The following is a 16,922-nucleotide window of genomic DNA, read 5'->3' on the forward strand; positions in this document are numbered from 1 at the left end:
CTACTCCGCGGCGGCCTGAACCGCCCGGTCGTTGGCCGTGCTCTCCTGCGCCTCCCACTCCTCGATCTTTCGGGCGGTGTACTCCGGCGACCTGGTGAAGCGCGCCAGCACGCCATAGATCACCGGCACCACGAACAGGGTCAGCAAGGTCGCGAACATCGCTCCGGCGAAGATGACCACGCCGATGGTCTGGCGGCTCCCCGCCCCCGCCCCCTGCCAAAGCACCAGCGGCAGGGCTCCGAAGGCCGTGGCGATCGAGGTCATGATGATCGGGCGCAGGCGCAGGGTCGACGCCTCCACGATCGCCTCGTGGATCGACCGGCCCTGGTCGCGCAGCTGGTTGGCGAACTCGACGATCAGGATGCCGTTCTTGGCCGCCACGCCGATCAGGATGATCAGGCCGATCTGGCTGTAGATGTTGAGGCTCGACCCGGCCATGACCAGTCCGAACAATCCTCCAGCGGCGGCCAGCGGCACAGTCAGCATGATCACCGCCGGGGTGATCCAGCTCTCGAACTGGGCCGCCAGAACGAGGAAGACCAGCAGCAGGGCCAGGCCGAACGCCGCGGCGACCGCACCGCCCGCCTCCTGCTGATCCCGCGCCGCCCCGCCCCATTGGGTCGTGACCACGCCCTGCGGCTGCTCGCCGGCCACCCGGGTCAGGAATTCGGTGGCGTCGGCGATGGTCGTTCCCGGGTTCAGGTCCGCGCTGAGGCTGATGGCGCGCTGACGGTCCAGCCGGCGACGATCGGGCGTGTCGCCTGATGTCTGGGTCGTGACGACGGCGGACAACGGCACCAGCTGCCCGCCACCCGTCTCCACATACAGGGCCTCGAGATCGCCGACGTTGCGCCGGTTGGCCCGTTCCGTCTGCAGGATGACGTCGTACTCCTGCCCGCCGCGCAGGTAGGTGGTGGCGCGCCGTGACCCGAACATGGTTTCCAGAGTGCGGCCGATCGCCTGGGATGAGACGCCCAGGGCCGCCGCCTTCTCGGGGTCGACATCCACCAGAAGGCGCGGTGCGTTCGGCTCATAGTTCAGCCGCGGCCGGGAGAGGCCGGGATTCTCGAGCGCCGCCGTCAGGACAGGCTGGAGCCAGGTATAAATATCCTCGTACTCGGAGCCGGTGACGACCATCTCGACCGAGTTGGAATTGGCGCCGCCACGCTGGAAGGCCCCCGGAACAGAGGCGTTGACCTGGGCATCGGTTTGCCCGCGCAACTTGCCGTTCAGGTCCTGGGCGATGTCGTCGGCCGACCGCTCTCGCTCGGACCAGTCCTTGAGCGTCAGGACCGCGTTACCCGAGTTGAAGCTGCCGCCGCCGAAGCCGGGCGCGGAGATCAGATAGCTGTCGACCTCGCCCGCCTGCCGGTATTCCTCGAGGATCGGCTCGAGGCCCAGCATGATGCGTTTCGTATAGTCGAAGCCGGCGCCCTCCGGTCCCTGAATCCGGACCATGACGCGGCCGCGATCCTCGTCCGGCACCAGTTCGTTGGGCAAGGTGAAGAACATCACCGCCGCGCCGGCGGCCACGAACAGGATCAGGGCCGCAACGCCGACCACGGCGATGCGGCGCCCAAGCAGGGCATCCAGCGAATTCCTGTACGAATTCTTCAGCGCCTCCATGGCCCGGTCGACCCGGCGCGCCAGCCAGCCGCTTCCCGCCGCCGGCCGAAGAATCTTCGAGGCCAGCATGGGGGACAGGCTCAGCGCCAGGAAGGCCGAGAAAGCCACCGCCGCCGCGATCGCCGCGGCCAGCTCCACGAACAGACGGCCGACATAGCCGGGCAGGAACAGCAGCGGCGCGAACACGGCCAGCAGCACCACCGTCGTAGCCACCACGGCGAAGAACACCTGACGCGCCCCGCGCTCGGCCGCCACCAGCGGCGGCTCGCCGTGGTCGAGACGACGCTGGATGTTCTCGGTCACCACGATCGCGTCGTCGACCACCAGGCCGATGGCCAGGACCAGCGCCAGCAGGGTCAGCAGGTTCAGCGAGAAGCCGAGCGGCGCCAGAACGATAAAGGTCGACAGCAGGCAGATCGGCGCGACGATCGAAGGGATGAAGGCCGCTCGCAGCGTGCCCAGGAATATGAAATTGACCAGCGCCACCAGCACCAGTGAAATGCCGATGGTGATCCAGACCTCGTCGATGGCGTGCGAGGTGAAGACTGAATTGTCGGACCCCACGACCAGTTCGGCGCCCGCCGGCAGACTGGGCCGGATGCTCTCCAGCATCTCGGTGACGCCGTCGGAAATGGCGAGGTCGTTCGACTGGGCCTGACGGGTGATGGCGAGACCGATCTGATCCAGTCCATTGCCCCGGAACAGGCGGCGGTCCTCCTCCGGCGCCTCCTCGACACGCGCGATGTCGCCCAGCCGGGTGACGTAGCTGGCCACGCCCTGGATGGCGCCCGTCGCGCCGCTGGGCAGCGCCGTGGCACTGGAGGTCTGGCCGCCCTGGCCCGTGGTCGCGGAGGCCGAACCGTCGGTGCCGATCGGCAGCTGCCGGAAATCGTCGGCGCGGGCATACGTCCGCGCGACCCGGACCGTATAATCCTTCTGTCCCGACTCCAGCGTGCCGGCCGGGAGTTCGACGTTCTGGCTGGTCAGGGCGGTCTCGACGTCGCTGACGGTCAAGCCGCGCGCGGCCAGCGCCGCCGGATCCAGCCAGATGCGCATCGAGTAGCGCTGCTCGCCGTAGATCTGGACCTGGGCCACGCCCGGCACGGTGGCCAGCCGATCGATCAGGTAGCGGTCGGCGTAGTCGGTCAGCGCCAGCCGATCCATCGAACTGGAGCGCAGGAACAGGATCATGATCGGCTGGCTGTCGGTGTCGGCCTTGGCGACCGTCGGCGGGTCGGCCTGTTGCGGCAGACGGCCGACCACGCGTGAGACCCGGTCGCGGACATCGTTGGCGGCAGCGTCGATGTCGCGGTCGAGCGAGAATTCGATCGAGACATTCGAGCGGCCGTCGCGGCTGGTGGAGTTGATCCGCTCGACGCCCTGGATGCCGGCGATCTGCTGCTCGATCGGCTCGGTGATCCGGCTCTCGATGACCTCGGCCGAGGCCCCCGCGTAGGTGGTGCTGATCGAAACGATCGGCGGATCAACGTCCGGCAGTTCGCGCACGGGCAGGAAGAAGAAGGCCGCCGCGCCGATGACGCACAGCACGATCGCCGCCACCGCCGCGAAGACGGGGCGTCGGACCGCGACGTCGGACAGCATCATGGCCGCTCGCCCCTGGCCGGAGCGGCCGTGCGGGCGCCGGCCACGCGAACCGGCGCGCCCGGCTGGATGCGGTTCAGGCCCGAGCCGACCACGCGGTCGCCGGCCTCGAGGCCGGACAGGATTTCGACGAAGCCGCCCTCCACCGCGCCGGTTTCGACCTCGACGCGCTGAGCCGTCGAGCCGCGTTCGCCACGCGCGATCCGGTAGACGAAGGCCCCGTCGCCCTCGTACTGCACCGCGGCTTCGGGCACGGCCGGCGCGGTGCGCACGCCCTGCTGCACCGCGACCCGCACCAGCATGCCCGGCCGGATGCGGCCGCCGGGGTTGGGAATCTCGGCCCGCGCGGTGGCGGAACGGGTCTGCTCGTTTACCCGCGTGTCGATCAGGGCGATGCGCCCGCCAAAGCCCTGCTCCCCGAACGCGTCGGCCGTGGCCATGATCGGCGTGCCCTGACGCAGGAGGCCGAGATAGCGTTCAGGCACCGGGAAATCGACCCGAACCACGTCGATGTCATCGAGGGTGGTGATGACGCCGCCCGGGTTGACCAGGGTGCCGGCGGTCACCGTGCTCAGGCCCAGCACGCCCGCGAATGGCGCGCGGATGACCCGGTCGCCGCGCCGCGCCTGGGCCGCCGTCAGGGACGCGCGGGCGGTCTGCAGTTCGGACAGGTATTGCTCGGCCGTGGCGCGCGGCGCGATGCCGCGATCGGCCAGATCCTTGTAACGGTCGTACTGACGCTGGGCCTGGTCGACCCGAGCCCGCGCCTCGATGATGCCCGCGTCTTCCTCACGCGCCTGCAATTCGACCAGCGGCGTGCCCGCGGCGACGCGCTGGCCGTCGGTGAACAGGACGCGGGTGATCAGCTCGCTGGTCGAGGAGGTGATGTTGACGGAGCGCCGGCCCCGCGCCACGCCCAGGACCCGTATCTCGTCGGTGAACTGACGCGGGGTGGCCACCGCTTCCGAGACCGTCTGGCCCCGCCCGCCGCCCGGTCCGCCCCGCCCGCCCGGTCCGCCGCCCTTCTCGTCCCCGGCGAAGGCGATACGGAGGATCACGGCCACGACCATCACGGCGAGCAGGACCGCGGCGGCGGCGAGGAAGAAGTGGCGTTTGATCACGCGGCGCAGGCTCCGGGCGAGGGACGAGCCGACTTAGCGGCTCCCGCCGTCGACGCAACTAAAGTCTCTGCAACGTTCAGTGTTTGGGAATCCGTCGCCGCTCAGAAGCGGCGCCAGAAAGCGATCACGGGTCCGCTCGCATCCGGCGTTTCCCGGCCCGCCACGGTCTGCCTCCACCCCGCCTGCACGCTCCAGTTGCCGAAATGACGGACGACGGTGGACTCCACGGACAGCCATCGGGGGCCGTTTTCGTCCGCCAGACCTCCGAAGGCCTGGTTCAGCAACAGCCAGTCCTCTCCAAGGTGGACGCCGTGGGTGAGGTCGATACGGGTTTCGTCCGGCAGGCCCTGCCGAACCCGCCGCGCCACCTGCCCTTCGAGGAACGACCTGCGGGGGGAAATGGCTGTCCCGCCTGTGAAGTTTCGGCCGACGGAGAGCCGCATCTCCCAGTCGCTGTCCCCCTCGCCGGGGGCGGCATAGCCGGCATTGCGGCCCTCTCCGCCGTCTGCGTAGCCGACGTAGAGGCTGACCGCGGTCTTCGGCTCCCGCCAGACCCGCCACGTCACCCCGATCTCGATCGGACCCCGCCCCTCGAAGTCGACGAACGCGTCCTCGCCCGACTGCCAGTCGCCCTTCACCTGAAGGGTCAAGCTGTCGGTCAACCCGTACTCGGCGAACACGCCCACTGCGGCGTCCCGGCGTCGGGCCGGCAGATCGACCGGCGCCCCGTTCGGGTCAAAGCCCTGATAGGCGGTCATCTGCTCGACCTTCAGGATGACATGGGACTTGCCCTTGGGCTGGGTCCAGGCCCCGGCGGCGGCCGGCGTGCCGAGCGCCGCGACCGTGAGTCCGATCAGCAGCCCCCCGAAGCGGCTCACACGTCGTAGCCCGGCGACCTTCGATCGAGCATTCGCAAAGCGCCCGGCCAGGCGAGCGCCGAAATGAAGCCGATGCCCCTGCCCTGCTCGCGCGTCTCGGCCTGGGCCGCCTCGGGCGCGATCAGCACGTGTTCGCGCCCGCCCGAGAGCGCCGCCACCTGCTGGGCGCAGGCCCGCTCGAGGAAGAACATCCCGATCCACGCCTGGGCCGCCGTCTGGCCCACCGCCAGCGTGCCGTGGTTGCGCAGCAGCATCAGCGGCTTGTCGCCGAGGTCCGCCACCAGCCGCTCGCGCTCGTCGTGGTTCAGCGCCACTCCTTCGTAGCCGTGATAGGCCACCTGGTGCTGCAACAGGCAGGCGTTCTGGCCGAGCGGCAGCAGGCCTTCCTGCTGCGCCGCCACGCCCACGCCGGCGACGGTGTGCAGGTGGATGACGAAATGGGCGTCCTCGCGCGCCGCGTGGATCGCGGAATGGATCGTGAAGCCGGCCGGGTTGATGAAGTTCGTCGTCTCCTGGACGATGGTCCCGTCGAGATCGACCTTGACCAGGGAGGAGGCGGTGATCTCCTCGAAATAGTAGCCGTACGGATTGATGAGGAAGTGTTTCTCCGGTCCCGGCACGCGGGCCGAGATATGGGTGAAGATCATGTCGTCCCAGCCGTGCAGGGCCACCAGGCGATAAAGCGCGGCCAGCTCGACGCGGGTGGTCCACTCGGCCTCTGAAACACGGGATTTCAGCGAGGCGGGCGCTCCATCGGCCATCGTCAGGGCTCCTCAAGGTTGCGTACGGCGGCGCACGCTCGCGCCGCGCGGGGCCGCCGTCAAGATTCAGCTTCCGTTAACCCTGCCTTAGCGGCCTGCCGCTAAGCTTGGACAAGCCGAATCGTCGTGCGCCGGAGATCCCCTTGACCGTCGCTCTGTTCCGTTCTCCTCCCCTCGCCTCGCCGCCGGCCTATCCGGACTTGCTGGCCCTGGCGCGCAACCCCAGCGCCGACGCGCGCGAGAGACTGCTGCTCGGCGTCGTGGCCCTGTGCGACGCCCGGCCGCCGACGGGCGAACTGTCGCCGGTCCTGGGCGAAATCTTCCTGACGCTGGCGCGGCAGGCGGAGCGGGAGGTGCGAAAGGCCCTGTCGGAGCGCCTCGCCCAGGCCGAATGGGCCCCGCCCGCCCTGATCAACGTCCTGGCCCTCGACGAGATCGAGATCGCGCGCCCTGTTCTGGCAGCCAGCCCCCTGTTGCAGGACGATGATCTGCTGCGCGTTCTGGTCGAGGCGACGCTGGAGCATCAGATCGCGATCGCCCGCCGGCCGTATCTCGGCGGTCGCGTCGCCGACGCGATCATCGAGCGTGGCGAGCCCGCGACCCTCACCGCCCTCGCCTTCAACCGCACGGCCGAGATCAGCCTCGACGGGATCCGGCGACTGGTCGAACAGTCACGCCGCGTCGCGGCGCTCCGCGGCCCGTTGACCCGCCATCCGCGGCTGACGGAACAGCTGGCCGAGGAAATGTACCAATGGGTGGGCGTGGCGTTGCGCCAGTCCATCTGCGCCCGCTTCCGGGTCGACGAAACCAGGCTGGCTCCGCTGATCGAGCAGTCCGTCTATGACGCCCGATCCGGAACTGTGACCCCTGTGCCAGCCAACGATCCGGATCGGGACGAGATGGAGCGACGGCTCGTCGCCAAGCTTCAGGCCGCCGGCCAGCTGCGCGCCGGCTATCTGGTTCGCGCGGTCCGCGAGCGCCGGCTCGGACTGTTCGTCCACGCCCTGGCCGCCCTTGGGGGTTTCTCGGTCGCCCAGATCCGCGAAGCGCTGGCCGCCCGCAGCCCGGAGGCGCTGTTCTACGCCTGCGCCTCTGCGGGCGTGGACCGCGCGGTCTATCCCGCGCTGCTGGTGGAAATTCGCCTGCTCAACGACGGTTTCCCCGGCGATCTCGGTGAACGGGTCTGGTTGCGCGGTGCGATCTCCACCGCCTCCGCGGCGCGCTCCTTCCGGGCGCTGATCAGGGGCTGAGCACGGGTCGTTTGACTTCGCCGCGCCGCTCGGCTTGCGTAGGCGCGTGAACCAGCCCGAACTCCGCATCGCCTTCGCCGCCTCAGACCGTCCCGAGGCCGCCGCCGCCCGGGACCGGCTGGTCGAGCTGTACGGCTCCGCGGACGCCGCCACGGCCGATGTCATCGTCGCCCTGGGCGGCGACGGGTTCATGCTGGAAACCCTGCACGCCAATCTGCAGCGGCGCACCCCGGTGTTCGGCATGAACCGCGGCTCCGTCGGTTTCCTGATGAACGACTACAATGAGGAGGGTCTGCCGGAGCGGCTGGCCACCGCCGGCCGGGCGGTCATCCACCCGCTGCAGATGGACGCCAGCACCGAAGCGGGCGCCGTGCAGACCGGTCTGGCCATCAATGAAGTGTCCCTGCTGCGCCAGACGCGGCAAAGCGCCAAGCTGCGGATCACCGTCGACGACCGGGTCCGGCTGGAGGAACTGTCCTGCGATGGCTGCCTGGTCTCCACCGCTGCGGGTTCGACGGCCTATAATCTGTCGGCCCATGGGCCGATCATCCCGCTGGACGCCCGGGTTCTGGCGCTGACGCCGATCAGCGCCTTCCGTCCCCGGCGCTGGCGCGGGGCGCTGCTGCCGCATACCGCCAAGGTCTGCTTCGAGGTGCTGGAGTCAGACAAGCGCCCGGTCAGCGCCACCGCCGACAGCTTCGAGGTCCGGGAGGTCGCGCGGGTTGAGATCCGGGAGCGCCGCGACATCGCCCTGACCATGCTGTTCGATGCCGGCCGCTCGTTCGAGGAGCGCGTGCTGGCGGAACAGTTCGCCTCCTGACGACGTGCACGGGTTCTTAAGTGTGCCCTGTCACCATGTCCGAGGTTTGTCTTCAGGAGCTCGCCGTGAGCAATTCCGCCCAGGTCATCCGCCCGCCCAACACGCTGCGCCTCAAGGTCGGCGGCGCCTTCGGCGGTATCGACGCGAGTGCGATCGCCAAGGCCGAAGAAGCCCTGAAGGCGATGTCCTCCCAGTTCGGCCAATGGCTGCAGGATGAAATCGTCAAGCTGGACAAGGCCCAGACCGACATCCGCACCCAGGGCTACGACGCCCAGACGGCCGAGGCCCTCTATTTCCGCGCCCATGATCTCAAGGGGCTGGGCGCCACCTACCAGTATCCGCTGGTGACCCGGCTGGCCGGATCGCTGTGCAAGATGATGGACGATCCGGTCAAGCGGATGGCGGCTCCGCGCAACCTGATCGACGCTCATATCGACGCCATCAAGGCCGTGGTCCGCGATCAGATTCAGACCGACGACCACCCCATCGGCCGGGCCCTGGCCGAGAGCCTTGAAGCGGGCGTGGCCGACCACCTGGGCTGAGCAAGCCAGACGAACCGAAGCGCCCGCCCACCGGCGGGCGTTTTCAATTGGATCAGGCCGCCGCTGCGCCGATCGCCGCGCGGACCGGTGCGGGCTCGTGGTCCAGCCGTTCCATCAGATAGGCCAAGTCCTCACGCGGGGCGTTCGGACGCTGGGTCAGGAAGCGTTGAAGCATCTGCTGACGGAACTCGTCGCCCGCCGTGTCCGCTCCTTCGGCCTGAAGGGTTCGCCAGGTGTCCACGCCGGCCCGGAAGGCCTGGAACAGCCGGGGCGGCAAGCCGGCCCGATCGTAGATCGCCTTCAGCCCCAGCGGGCCCGCGTCGTGGATCATCAGCCAGGCGCGCGGGTGGGGCGTGCCGGCCAGCTCAGCGAGGCCGTATTCAAACAGCGCCATCTGGCCCCGGGCCAGAGCCCGCAACAGCAACGAGCCGGTCAAAGCCCGGCGGGCGTTCAGGCCGGCTGTGAAGGCGGCGAGGTCGGCGTGGTTCGACGCCTGGTCGACCAGATCGACCGTCGCCCGCTCCCGGGCGAAGGCGGCGAGGCGAATGGCCGTCTCCGGAGCCACGGCATGGCGGGTGACCAGATGTTCGCGCACCGCGTCAGAGGCCAGTTCAACCAGCCGTTCCGTCACCGACAGCGGCAGCACCTGACGATAGGCGATAGCGGCCACGATCTCGGAAGAGGCGCCGAATCGGTCGACGCACCGTCCGAGCGCCGCCTCGGCGATGTCGGCGTTGTCATTCGCGGCCAGCGTTCTGACCGCCTGCTCGCAACCCAGCTCGGCCACGACCGTGGCCACATCGCGTCCAACCACCGGTCGGCCGGCGACCGCGACCTGACGGAGCGCCGAACCGGCCTGAACGATCTCGATCAGGTCCTCGTCGGTGAAAGCCGGTGAGAAATTGATCAGCGGCAGCGCCACGCTGTCCACATCGGCCGCCAGCCGGCGGGCCACGTCGCGGGGAATCAGGTCGGAGGCCTTCAGCGTCACGGCCATGGCCCGACGCACCAGTTCCGCTGCGTCATGGGCCAGCATGCGCAGGATTTTCTGCGCCGCCTCGCGCTCGTCTCCCGTCAGCGCCGCCTTGTCCATGTTGCGGCACAGCTTGTGGGCGGCGGCGGCGCGTTCGTCCTCGTCCGTCGCCTTGATCAGGCGGCGAATGTCGATCTCGGTCAGGCGGACACGGTAGGCGGTCATGGTCGGGCGCTCTGGGTCAGGCTTTGCCGTTCAGCATTGAACGGTCATCCCTAACGGGCCGTTTACCATCGCCGGATTCGCGGTCAGACGCTTGAACTGGCTTCCGGAGCGAACGCGCCGCCGAAGCCGCCGCCCTTTCCATCCCCGTCCTGCCCCAGCAGAAGCGCCAGCAGGCTCTGATCCTGCTTCAGCCGATCCAGCCGCGCCGCCAGCATCCGGTCCCGCTCCGAAAGCTCCGGGACCTTCTGGACCGAGCCTGCCGAAGCCGCCGGCGCGCCCTCGCCCGCCGTCCGTTGCAGATTCGCGTGCACCTCGGCGACGGTCGCCGGACGGCCGTCTCTGTAGAAGATCGAGCGGTTGGCCGAGGCGGCCTCGGGGAAGATCGAGGCGGCGCTCACGCCCGGCCGCCGCTCCATGGCTTCCATCAACTGGGCCGCGCCTGCGGGACCGAGGAAGTGAGCCGCATACAGATCGCCCGCGCCTGGTTCGCGGCCGGTCCGGCCCCGCAGATAGGCGGCGTTGGACGCGGTCAGCTCGGCGGCCATCGTCGAGGCGGCCTGGGCGTCGAAGCGCAGGTCCAGCACGACATTGCGGGCCGACCCCTCCACCCGCCACCGACCGTCCGAACTGCGATGGATCAGGTCGGCGTACTGGCCATAGCCGTGCTTGGCGCCATGAGCCTTCACCGTGCCCAGCCAGGTCTGCTCGATGAACTGGAACAGTCCGGCGGCGGAGGACGTCCGGGCCCGCGCCGACGGGTTCATGGCGCTCTCGCGCCGCGCCGTCTTGATCAGGAAGTCGGCGTCCACGCCGGTCGCATTCGACGCGCGCCGGATGGCCGCCTCGACCCCGCCAGAGGATGGAATCGCTCCGATGCTCATGCCCATGACGCTGCGGCTTCGTAGTTAATCAAATCCTAACAGCGGCAGCGCTGTCCACAGACCCTTAACCTTTGGCGGCGGGGCGCGGGTCGGTCCGTGTCGGTTTCATGGCGAAGCTCGCCGCAAACTTGCCCGAACGGAAGCGCTCAACTTGGCCGTGGGACGCTGCGGGGGCGGCGAACGACAGGGATGAACGGCCATGATGATCAGAACCGCGGGCGGCCCCGGACTGGTGAGCCCCTTCGACTACAACGAGCGCAAGACCCCATGCTTCTCCCGAACGACGTGGGTCGCGCTGGCGGTTGTCGCCGCCGGCCATGTGGGGCTCGGGGCGGCCCTCTATTACCAGCGTTTCGAGCTCGATCTTCCCCCGGCGGCTGCCCCGGCGCCCTTCGACATCGAGATCATGACGCCGCCGAAGCCGACGCCACCCGAAGCGAAGCCCGCGCCGGCCCAGGCGCCGAACACGAAATACAATGACCTTCCCGCTCCCCCGACCGCCACCGACGTCGTCAACGTCGTGCAGGGCGAGACGGTGACGGGCGCCACCGTTATCAACAACACGGAGACGGCTCCCGAGGCGATCGAGACTGGCACGACGACCGAGCCGGTCCGGGAGCCCCCGGCCGTGATCACCAACCCCCGGTGGGAGCGGCAACCCTCGGCGGAACAGCTGATGCGCGCCTATCCGGACCGCGCCCTTGAGGCTGGCGTCGGAGGCCGGGCCACGATGAACTGCCTGGTGCAGCCCAACGGCCGGGTCGCTGACTGCAATCTGACCGGCGAAACGCCGGGCGGCCATGGCTTCGGACGGGCGGCGCAGGGGCTGACCCGGCATTTCCAGATCAGTCCGCGCACCGTCAACGGAGCGCCCGAGGGATCACGGGTGAACATCGCCATCCGCTTCAACCCTCCTCCGGCGGAGTGATCAGGCGAACCTGAGCGGATCGAGGGCCGCGGCGTCCGGCGCGGGCGGCCGACCCTCGATCCCGTCGGCCACGACGGCCGCGACAAGCGGGCCGAGCAGCCAGCCGTTGCGGCGCGGCGCCAGGGCCAGATGCAGCCCGATCTCGCCGGACGCACCGGCGAGGGGCAGGCCGTCAGCGACCGCGCCGCGGATGCCGACCCGGCTCGGACCGGCCTCGCCCGCCGCGCCCAGCAACGCCAGTCCGGCCTCCACTCGCGTCTGCGCCTCCTGGGCGTCGGGATCCAGATCGCGGCGGCCCGGCTCCATGGTCGCGCCGACCACGGCGCCGCTCGCCGTGGGAGCCACATAGAGGCCGGGGGCGCGCACCGCGCGGCGGGGCGGCTCCATGGCGATGGGCGTCAGCTGGCCCCGGATCGGCTGGATCGCGTCCACGAGCGCCGCGACCTGCTCCGGCAGGCCCGGGATCGCGGCGGCCGCGCCGGTGGCCAGCACCACGGTCGGCGCGAACCATGTGCGGCCCCCTTCCGCCTCGATCCGCCAGCGCCGCGTGTCCGCGGTCAGGCGCGCCACCCGGCCCCTGACCGAAGTGACGCCGGATGTCCGCGCGAGAGCCGCCAGCGCCGTCGCGGGTTCGATGCGCCAGTCGTCCGGCGTGGTCAGGCCGCCCCTTGCGGCCCTGGCCTCGAATCCCAGGCTGAGCAGACGGGCGATGGCGGCGGCGGCGTCCGGTCCGCGCCATTCCGCCCCCTCGCGGTGCAGGGTCAGTCCGTGCGCCTCGGCGAAAGCAGGCCACAGGTCGCGGGCGCGCTTCAGCAGGGCGGCCCGGTCGGCCGACAGGTCGTCGAGCAGGGACTCCAGCGCCGGGGCGAGCATGCCGGCGGCGATCGACGAGGCGTTGGCGCCGCCAGGGTCGATCACCGTCACCGCATGGCCCCGGCCCGCCAGTTCGGCGGCGGTGCACAGGCCGAGCACGCCGGCGCCGATGACGATCACATCCGGGGAAGAAGTCACAGGCGATCAGATCGACCGCCCGCGAGCCTTTTGCAAGCGCAACGACGCGGCTGTTCGCAGCTTGAGCTACTCCGCGGCGATGGCGGCGGCGCGGTTCCGTTCGATCCGGGCCGTCAGGGCGGCGTGCTGGTCCCACAGGGCCTGGGGCAGGCGGTCGCCGAACATGCGGTAGAAGTCCGGTATCAGCGCCGCTTCCCGCGCCCAGAGGTCGGCGTCGACGTCGAGCAGAATCGACAGGTCATCCTCGGACAGGCTGAGGCCCGACAGGTCGAGCGACTCGCGCGTCGGCACGCGACCGACCGGCGTGTCGACCGCCCCGGCCTCGCCATCAAGCCGTTCGGCGATCCACTTCAGCACGCGGGCGTTGTCGCCGAAGCCGGGCCAGACGAACTTGCCGTCCTCGTTCTTGCGGAACCAGTTGACGAAATAGAGCCGCGGCAGCTTCGAGGCGTCCGTGCGGTCCTTCATCGACAGCCAGTGGGCGAAATAGTCGCCCATGTTGTAGCCGCAGAACGGCAGCATGGCGAAGGGGTCGCGGCGCAGTTCGCCGACCTTGTTCTCGGCGGCGGCGGTGCCTTCCGAGGCGACCGACGAGCCCATGAAGACGCCGTGGTCCCAGTCGTAGGCCTCGGTGACCAGCGGCACGGCCGAGGCGCGACGGCCGCCGAACAGGATGGCGTCGATCGGCACCCCCTTCGGGTCTTCCCACTCGGGGGCGATGGCCGGGCATTGGCCGGCGGGGGCGGCGAAGCGGGCGTTGGGATGGGCGGCGGGCTCGCCCGACGACGGATCGTGCGGCTTGCCCTTCCAGTTGGTCAGGCCCTCCGGGGCCTCTTTCGTCAGGCCTTCCCACCAGACGTCGCCGTCGGCCGTCAGGGCGGTGTTGGTGAAGACCGTGTTGCTGGCCATCGTCGCCAGGGCGTTGCCGTTGGTGTTCCGGCTGGTGCCGGGAGCGACGCCGAAGAAGCCGGCCTCGGGGTTGACGGCATGAAGGCGGCCGTCGTCGCCGATGCGCATCCAGGCGATGTCGTCGCCGATGGTTTCGGCCTTCCAGCCGGGCAGGGTCGGCTGGAGCATGGCCAGGTTGGTCTTGCCACACGCCGAGGGGAAGGCGGCGGCGACGTATTTGGCGCGGCCCTTCGGATCGGTCAGCTTGAGGATCAGCATGTGCTCGGCCAGCCAGCCCTCGTCGCGGGCCATGACCGAGGCGATGCGCAGGGCGTAACATTTCTTGCCCAGCAGGGCGTTGCCGCCGTAGCCCGAGCCGTAGGACCAGATCTCGCGGCTCTCGGGGAAGTGGACGATCCACTTCTCGTCGTTGCAGGGCCAGGGCACATCGGCCTGGCCCTCGGCCAGGGGCGCGCCAAGGGTGTGGACCGCGGGGACGAAGACGCCGTCGTCGCCCAGCACGTCCAGGGCCTGCTGGCCCATCCGGGTCATAATGCCCATCGACACCGCGACATAGCCGCTGTCCGTGATCTCAACGCCGAGGGCGCTGATCTTCGAGCCGAGCGGCCCCATCGAGAACGGCACGACGTACATGGTCCGGCCGGCCATGCAGCCGTCGAACAGACCGTTCAGACGTTCGCGCATCTCGACCGGGTCGGACCAGTTGTTGGTCGGGCCGGCGTCGATCTCGTCCGCCGAGCAGATGAAGGTCCGGCTCTCGACGCGGGCGACGTCCTTCGGATCGGAGGCGGCGTAGTAGCAGCCGGGGCGTTTGGTCTGGTCCAGCGCCTTCAGCGTGCCGCGGGCGATGAGGTCGGCGACGATGGCCGACTTCTCGGCCTCGGAACCGTCGCACCAGTGCACGCGCGCGGGCTTGGTCAGGGCGGCGATCTGCTCGACCCAGGCGACGAGGCCGGCGTGTTTGGTCGGAGCCGGACGAAGGCCGGGAATGGCGGATACGGTCACGCGAACTCTCCTGAACGTCTGCCCGGCGATCTACGCCGCCGTGGCCCTCCCTTGCGTGAGATCACGCAATGTTTCAGCCGGAATGACACCGAAGCGGACGGGAGGTCAACCGCTGCAAGTTTCAACCTCCCGCGAGCGGCGAGCGGCGCCTCGGCCGCATAATTCCGGTCGCGGCCGGGGGCGGCGCGGAGTATCGGAACCGCCATGCAGACCATGGACGCGATCGCCGCGACTCCCGAAGGCGCCCTCGCCTCACCCGCGGCGGCGCGCAACGCCGGGCCGATTCTCGAGGTGCTGAAGGCGCATCTGCCGGCGCGGGGACGGGTGCTGGAGATCGCCGCCGGCTCGGGCGAGCACGCCGTGGCCTTCGCAGGCGCCCTGCCGGGCCTGGAGTGGACGCCCGCCGATCCGTCGGCCGAGGCCCGGGCCAGCATCGCGGCCTGGGCCGGGGCGGCGGACCTGCCGAACCTGCGGCCCGCCCTGGCGCTGGACGCGCTGGACCCGGCGACGTGGCCGGAGGGGCCGTTCGAGGCGGTCGTCTGCATCAACATGATCCACATCAGCCCGTGGGCGGCGACGGAAGGGCTGATGCGGCTGGCGGGGCGAGCGCTGCCGGTCGGCGGTCTGCTGGCGACCTACGGGCCCTACCACGAGGCAGACGTCCCGTTGGCCCCGTCGAACGCGGCCTTCGACGAGAGCCTGAAAGCGCGGAACCCGGCCTGGGGGCTGCGCGACCGGGACGCGGTGACAGCGGCGGCGAAGGCGGAGGGACTGGCGCTGACGCGGCGGGTCGGGATGCCGGCCAACAATCTGATGCTGCTGTTCCGGCGCCTTTGAGCTTGCCCGCGGGGTCCGAACGTGAGGAGGTGGCCCTGTTGCAGTGGAGCTTGTCATGAAGCGCATCGCGGCCGTGATGGCCCTTCTCGTCCTGTCGAACCCGGCCTGGGGCCAGAGTTCGCCGTCGTATGGCGAGCCGATCCGGCTGGACGCGGCGCAGGCGATCATCGACCGGGCCGTGGCCGCCGCCGCGGAGCGCGGCTTCCGCATGGCGGTCGCGATCGTCGAGCCGTCCGGCGAGCTGGTCGCCTTCGCCCGGATGGACGACACCCAGTACGGCTCGATCTTCGTGGCCCAGCGCAAGGCGGAGACGGCGGCGCGGTACCGGCAGCCCACCTCGGCGATGGAGGAGCGGACCCTGGCCGGGCGGACGGTGACCCTGGCCAATCCTGACAGCCTGCCGATCGCCGGCGGCGTGCCCATCGTGGTCGACGGCCGGATCGTCGGGGCCATCGGCGTCTCCGGGGCCTCGGCGGCCCAGGACAACGAGGTCGCCCTGGCGGCGCTGACGCCCTGAGCCTTGCCCGGGAGCGGTCGGGAGCCCTAGGGAAAGGCCATGTCCTTTGCCCGCACCTATGACGGCGCCGAGCCGGTCCGGATCAACAAGTGGCTGGGCCAGTCGGGCGTCTGCTCGCGGCGCGAGGCGGACGCCCTGATCGCCGACGGTCTGGTCTCGGTCGATGGCGAGGTGGTCACTGACGCGGGCCGCAAGCTGGCGCCGGGGCAGACCCTGACGCTGAACGAGCGGGCCACGGCGGCGCTGGCCGAGGGCGTGACCATCGTGATGCACAAGCCGATGGGCTACGTCTCGGGCCAGCCGGAGCCCGGCAAGATCCCGGCGGTGCGTCTGCTGACCGAGGCCAATCGCGTCGGCGAGGGCGCGGTCCCGGCGGCGGACGCCTCCCTGCCCCCGATCGGACGGCTGGACGAGGATTCGCGGGGCCTGCTGCTGCTCTCGTCGGACGGGGTGGTGGCCAAGGCGGTGATCGGACCGGAGTCGGACCTCGACAAGGAATACCTGGTCCGGGTCGCCGGCGACGTCACCGAAAAGAAGCTCAAGATCCTGCGCCACGGCCTGATGCTGGACGGCCGTCAGCTGCGCCCGGCCTATGTCAGCCGGATGGAATCCTTCCGGCTGAAGTTCATCCTGCGCGAGGGCCGCAACCGGCAGATCCGGCGGATGTGCGAGATGGTCGATCTGGAGGTCGTGGACCTGATCCGGGTGCGGATCGGACCGCTGAAGCTGGACAACCTGCCTGAGGGCAAGTGGCGGATGCTGACGGCGGACGAGCGGGCGGCGCTGGTCGGCTGATTCCGGCCACCCTGGGTGACCGGGTTGGCAGGGTTCCTGACTGAAAAATCGCGGCGGGCTATTCTGAACATTCGCGCGCCTGCCGCGAGCGGGGGGAGCGCCTCGCCCGGACGGCGCGACGGCGGAGTTTCATGCTGTCAAAGACCAGGCCCGACGGGCATTCGGCCATTATGCACGGCCGTGCGTCAAAGGCGGACGCATGCCTCGGAGCGGGCCGGCCCGATCATGACCGGGACTGTCG

Annotated in this window: 15 protein-coding genes; 7 read left to right on the forward strand and 8 right to left on the reverse strand. The window is 70.0% G+C overall.

Annotation, left to right across the window (positions count from 1 at the left end; translation table 11 throughout):
* From VEB62_RS03315 to VEB62_RS03330, 4 genes are all read right to left on the reverse strand, one after another.
* Complete coding sequence (locus tag VEB62_RS03315) at positions 1-3,228, reverse strand: efflux RND transporter permease subunit (RefSeq protein WP_324795477.1); 3,228 nt, start codon at positions 3,226-3,228, stop codon at positions 1-3.
* Positions 3,228-4,349 carry an efflux RND transporter periplasmic adaptor subunit gene (locus tag VEB62_RS03320; protein WP_324795342.1) on the reverse strand — a complete coding sequence of 374 codons (1,122 nt, stop codon included), beginning with the start codon at positions 4,347-4,349 and terminating at the stop codon, positions 3,228-3,230. Before VEB62_RS03320 ends, VEB62_RS03315 begins: the two co-directional genes overlap by 1 nt.
* A gap of 101 nt (positions 4,350-4,450) precedes the next feature.
* Entirely contained in the window at positions 4,451-5,227 is a 777-nt protein-coding gene (locus VEB62_RS03325; protein ID WP_324795345.1) for a hypothetical protein, read from the reverse strand.
* Positions 5,224-5,988: a class II aldolase/adducin family protein gene (locus tag VEB62_RS03330; protein WP_324795347.1), complete on the reverse strand. Its 765-nt coding sequence runs from the start codon at positions 5,986-5,988 to the stop codon at positions 5,224-5,226. Before VEB62_RS03330 ends, VEB62_RS03325 begins: the two co-directional genes overlap by 4 nt.
* 143 nt (positions 5,989-6,131) lie before the next feature.
* On the opposite strand from VEB62_RS03330, the gene VEB62_RS03335 reads away from it, so the two are divergent.
* Genes VEB62_RS03335 through VEB62_RS03345 form a run of 3 tightly spaced genes read left to right on the forward strand, consistent with a single transcriptional unit; the run spans position 6,132 to position 8,600 of the window.
* Positions 6,132-7,238, forward strand: a complete 1,107-nt coding sequence (locus tag VEB62_RS03335; RefSeq protein ID WP_324795350.1) for a DUF2336 domain-containing protein — start codon at positions 6,132-6,134, stop codon at positions 7,236-7,238.
* A gap of 46 nt (positions 7,239-7,284) precedes the next feature.
* A complete protein-coding gene (locus tag VEB62_RS03340; protein ID WP_324795353.1) occupies positions 7,285-8,058 on the forward strand; it encodes an NAD kinase in 774 nt (257 codons plus the stop codon).
* Positions 8,059-8,093: 35 nt separating this feature from the next.
* Positions 8,094-8,600 carry an Hpt domain-containing protein gene (locus VEB62_RS03345; RefSeq protein ID WP_324795356.1) on the forward strand — a complete coding sequence of 169 codons (507 nt, stop codon included), beginning with the start codon at positions 8,094-8,096 and terminating at the stop codon, positions 8,598-8,600.
* A gap of 52 nt (positions 8,601-8,652) precedes the next feature.
* Here VEB62_RS03345 and spbR read toward each other — a convergent pair whose 3' ends face one another.
* Together spbR and VEB62_RS03355 are read right to left on the reverse strand one after the other, a co-directional pair.
* A complete protein-coding gene (gene spbR / locus VEB62_RS03350) occupies positions 8,653-9,798 on the reverse strand; it encodes a SpbR family protein (RefSeq protein WP_324795358.1) in 1,146 nt (381 codons plus the stop codon).
* Positions 9,799-9,881: 83 nt separating this feature from the next.
* Positions 9,882-10,679, reverse strand: coding sequence for a transglycosylase SLT domain-containing protein (locus VEB62_RS03355; protein ID WP_324795361.1), 798 nt, complete (start codon positions 10,677-10,679; stop codon positions 9,882-9,884).
* A 199-nt stretch (positions 10,680-10,878) separates the two neighbouring features.
* Between VEB62_RS03355 and VEB62_RS03360 the strand changes: the two genes are divergently transcribed.
* Positions 10,879-11,607: a TonB family protein gene (locus VEB62_RS03360; RefSeq protein ID WP_324795364.1), complete on the forward strand. Its 729-nt coding sequence runs from the start codon at positions 10,879-10,881 to the stop codon at positions 11,605-11,607.
* Here the strand turns inward: VEB62_RS03360 and VEB62_RS03365 are convergent, their stop codons facing one another.
* Entirely contained in the window at positions 11,608-12,618 is a 1,011-nt protein-coding gene (locus tag VEB62_RS03365) for an NAD(P)/FAD-dependent oxidoreductase (RefSeq protein WP_324795366.1), read from the reverse strand.
* Between the two features lie 66 nt (positions 12,619-12,684).
* The gene (locus tag VEB62_RS03370) at positions 12,685-14,532 is read right to left on the reverse strand and encodes a phosphoenolpyruvate carboxykinase (GTP) (RefSeq protein ID WP_324795369.1); all 1,848 of its coding nucleotides are present in this window, start codon (positions 14,530-14,532) and stop codon (positions 12,685-12,687) included.
* A 204-nt stretch (positions 14,533-14,736) separates the two neighbouring features.
* Between VEB62_RS03370 and VEB62_RS03375 the strand changes: the two genes are divergently transcribed.
* From VEB62_RS03375 to VEB62_RS03385, 3 genes are read left to right on the forward strand one after another with little or no spacing between them, the layout of a single operon-like run.
* Entirely contained in the window at positions 14,737-15,369 is a 633-nt protein-coding gene (locus VEB62_RS03375) for a DUF938 domain-containing protein (protein ID WP_324795372.1), read from the forward strand.
* Positions 15,370-15,424: 55 nt separating this feature from the next.
* A complete protein-coding gene (locus VEB62_RS03380) occupies positions 15,425-15,886 on the forward strand; it encodes a GlcG/HbpS family heme-binding protein (RefSeq protein WP_324795375.1) in 462 nt (153 codons plus the stop codon).
* 39 nt (positions 15,887-15,925) lie between these two features.
* Positions 15,926-16,681 carry a pseudouridine synthase gene (locus VEB62_RS03385; protein ID WP_324795378.1) on the forward strand — a complete coding sequence of 252 codons (756 nt, stop codon included), beginning with the start codon at positions 15,926-15,928 and terminating at the stop codon, positions 16,679-16,681.
* Positions 16,682-16,922 lie beyond the last annotated feature (241 nt).

It is taken from the genome of Brevundimonas sp. (assembly GCF_035626975.1).
In the GTDB taxonomy this organism is placed as follows: domain Bacteria; phylum Pseudomonadota; class Alphaproteobacteria; order Caulobacterales; family Caulobacteraceae; genus Brevundimonas.

Bases quoted from the DNA above. Each gene is read 5' to 3' on its own strand.
- VEB62_RS03315 (WP_324795477.1), bottom strand. From the start codon at position 3,228: ATGCTGTCCGACGTCGCGGTCCGACGCCCCGTCTTCGCGGCGGTGGCG.
- VEB62_RS03330 (WP_324795347.1), bottom strand. From the start codon at position 5,988: ATGGCCGATGGAGCGCCCGCCTCGCTGAAATCCCGTGTTTCAGAGGCC.
- VEB62_RS03345 (WP_324795356.1), top strand. From the start codon at position 8,094: ATGTCCGAGGTTTGTCTTCAGGAGCTCGCCGTGAGCAATTCCGCCCAG.
- spbR (WP_324795358.1), bottom strand. From the start codon at position 9,798: ATGACCGCCTACCGTGTCCGCCTGACCGAGATCGACATTCGCCGCCTG.
- VEB62_RS03355 (WP_324795361.1), bottom strand. From the start codon at position 10,679: ATGAGCATCGGAGCGATTCCATCCTCTGGCGGGGTCGAGGCGGCCATC.
- VEB62_RS03360 (WP_324795364.1), top strand. From the start codon at position 10,879: ATGATGATCAGAACCGCGGGCGGCCCCGGACTGGTGAGCCCCTTCGAC.
- VEB62_RS03375 (WP_324795372.1), top strand. From the start codon at position 14,737: ATGCAGACCATGGACGCGATCGCCGCGACTCCCGAAGGCGCCCTCGCC.
- VEB62_RS03380 (WP_324795375.1), top strand. From the start codon at position 15,425: ATGAAGCGCATCGCGGCCGTGATGGCCCTTCTCGTCCTGTCGAACCCG.
- VEB62_RS03385 (WP_324795378.1), top strand. From the start codon at position 15,926: ATGTCCTTTGCCCGCACCTATGACGGCGCCGAGCCGGTCCGGATCAAC.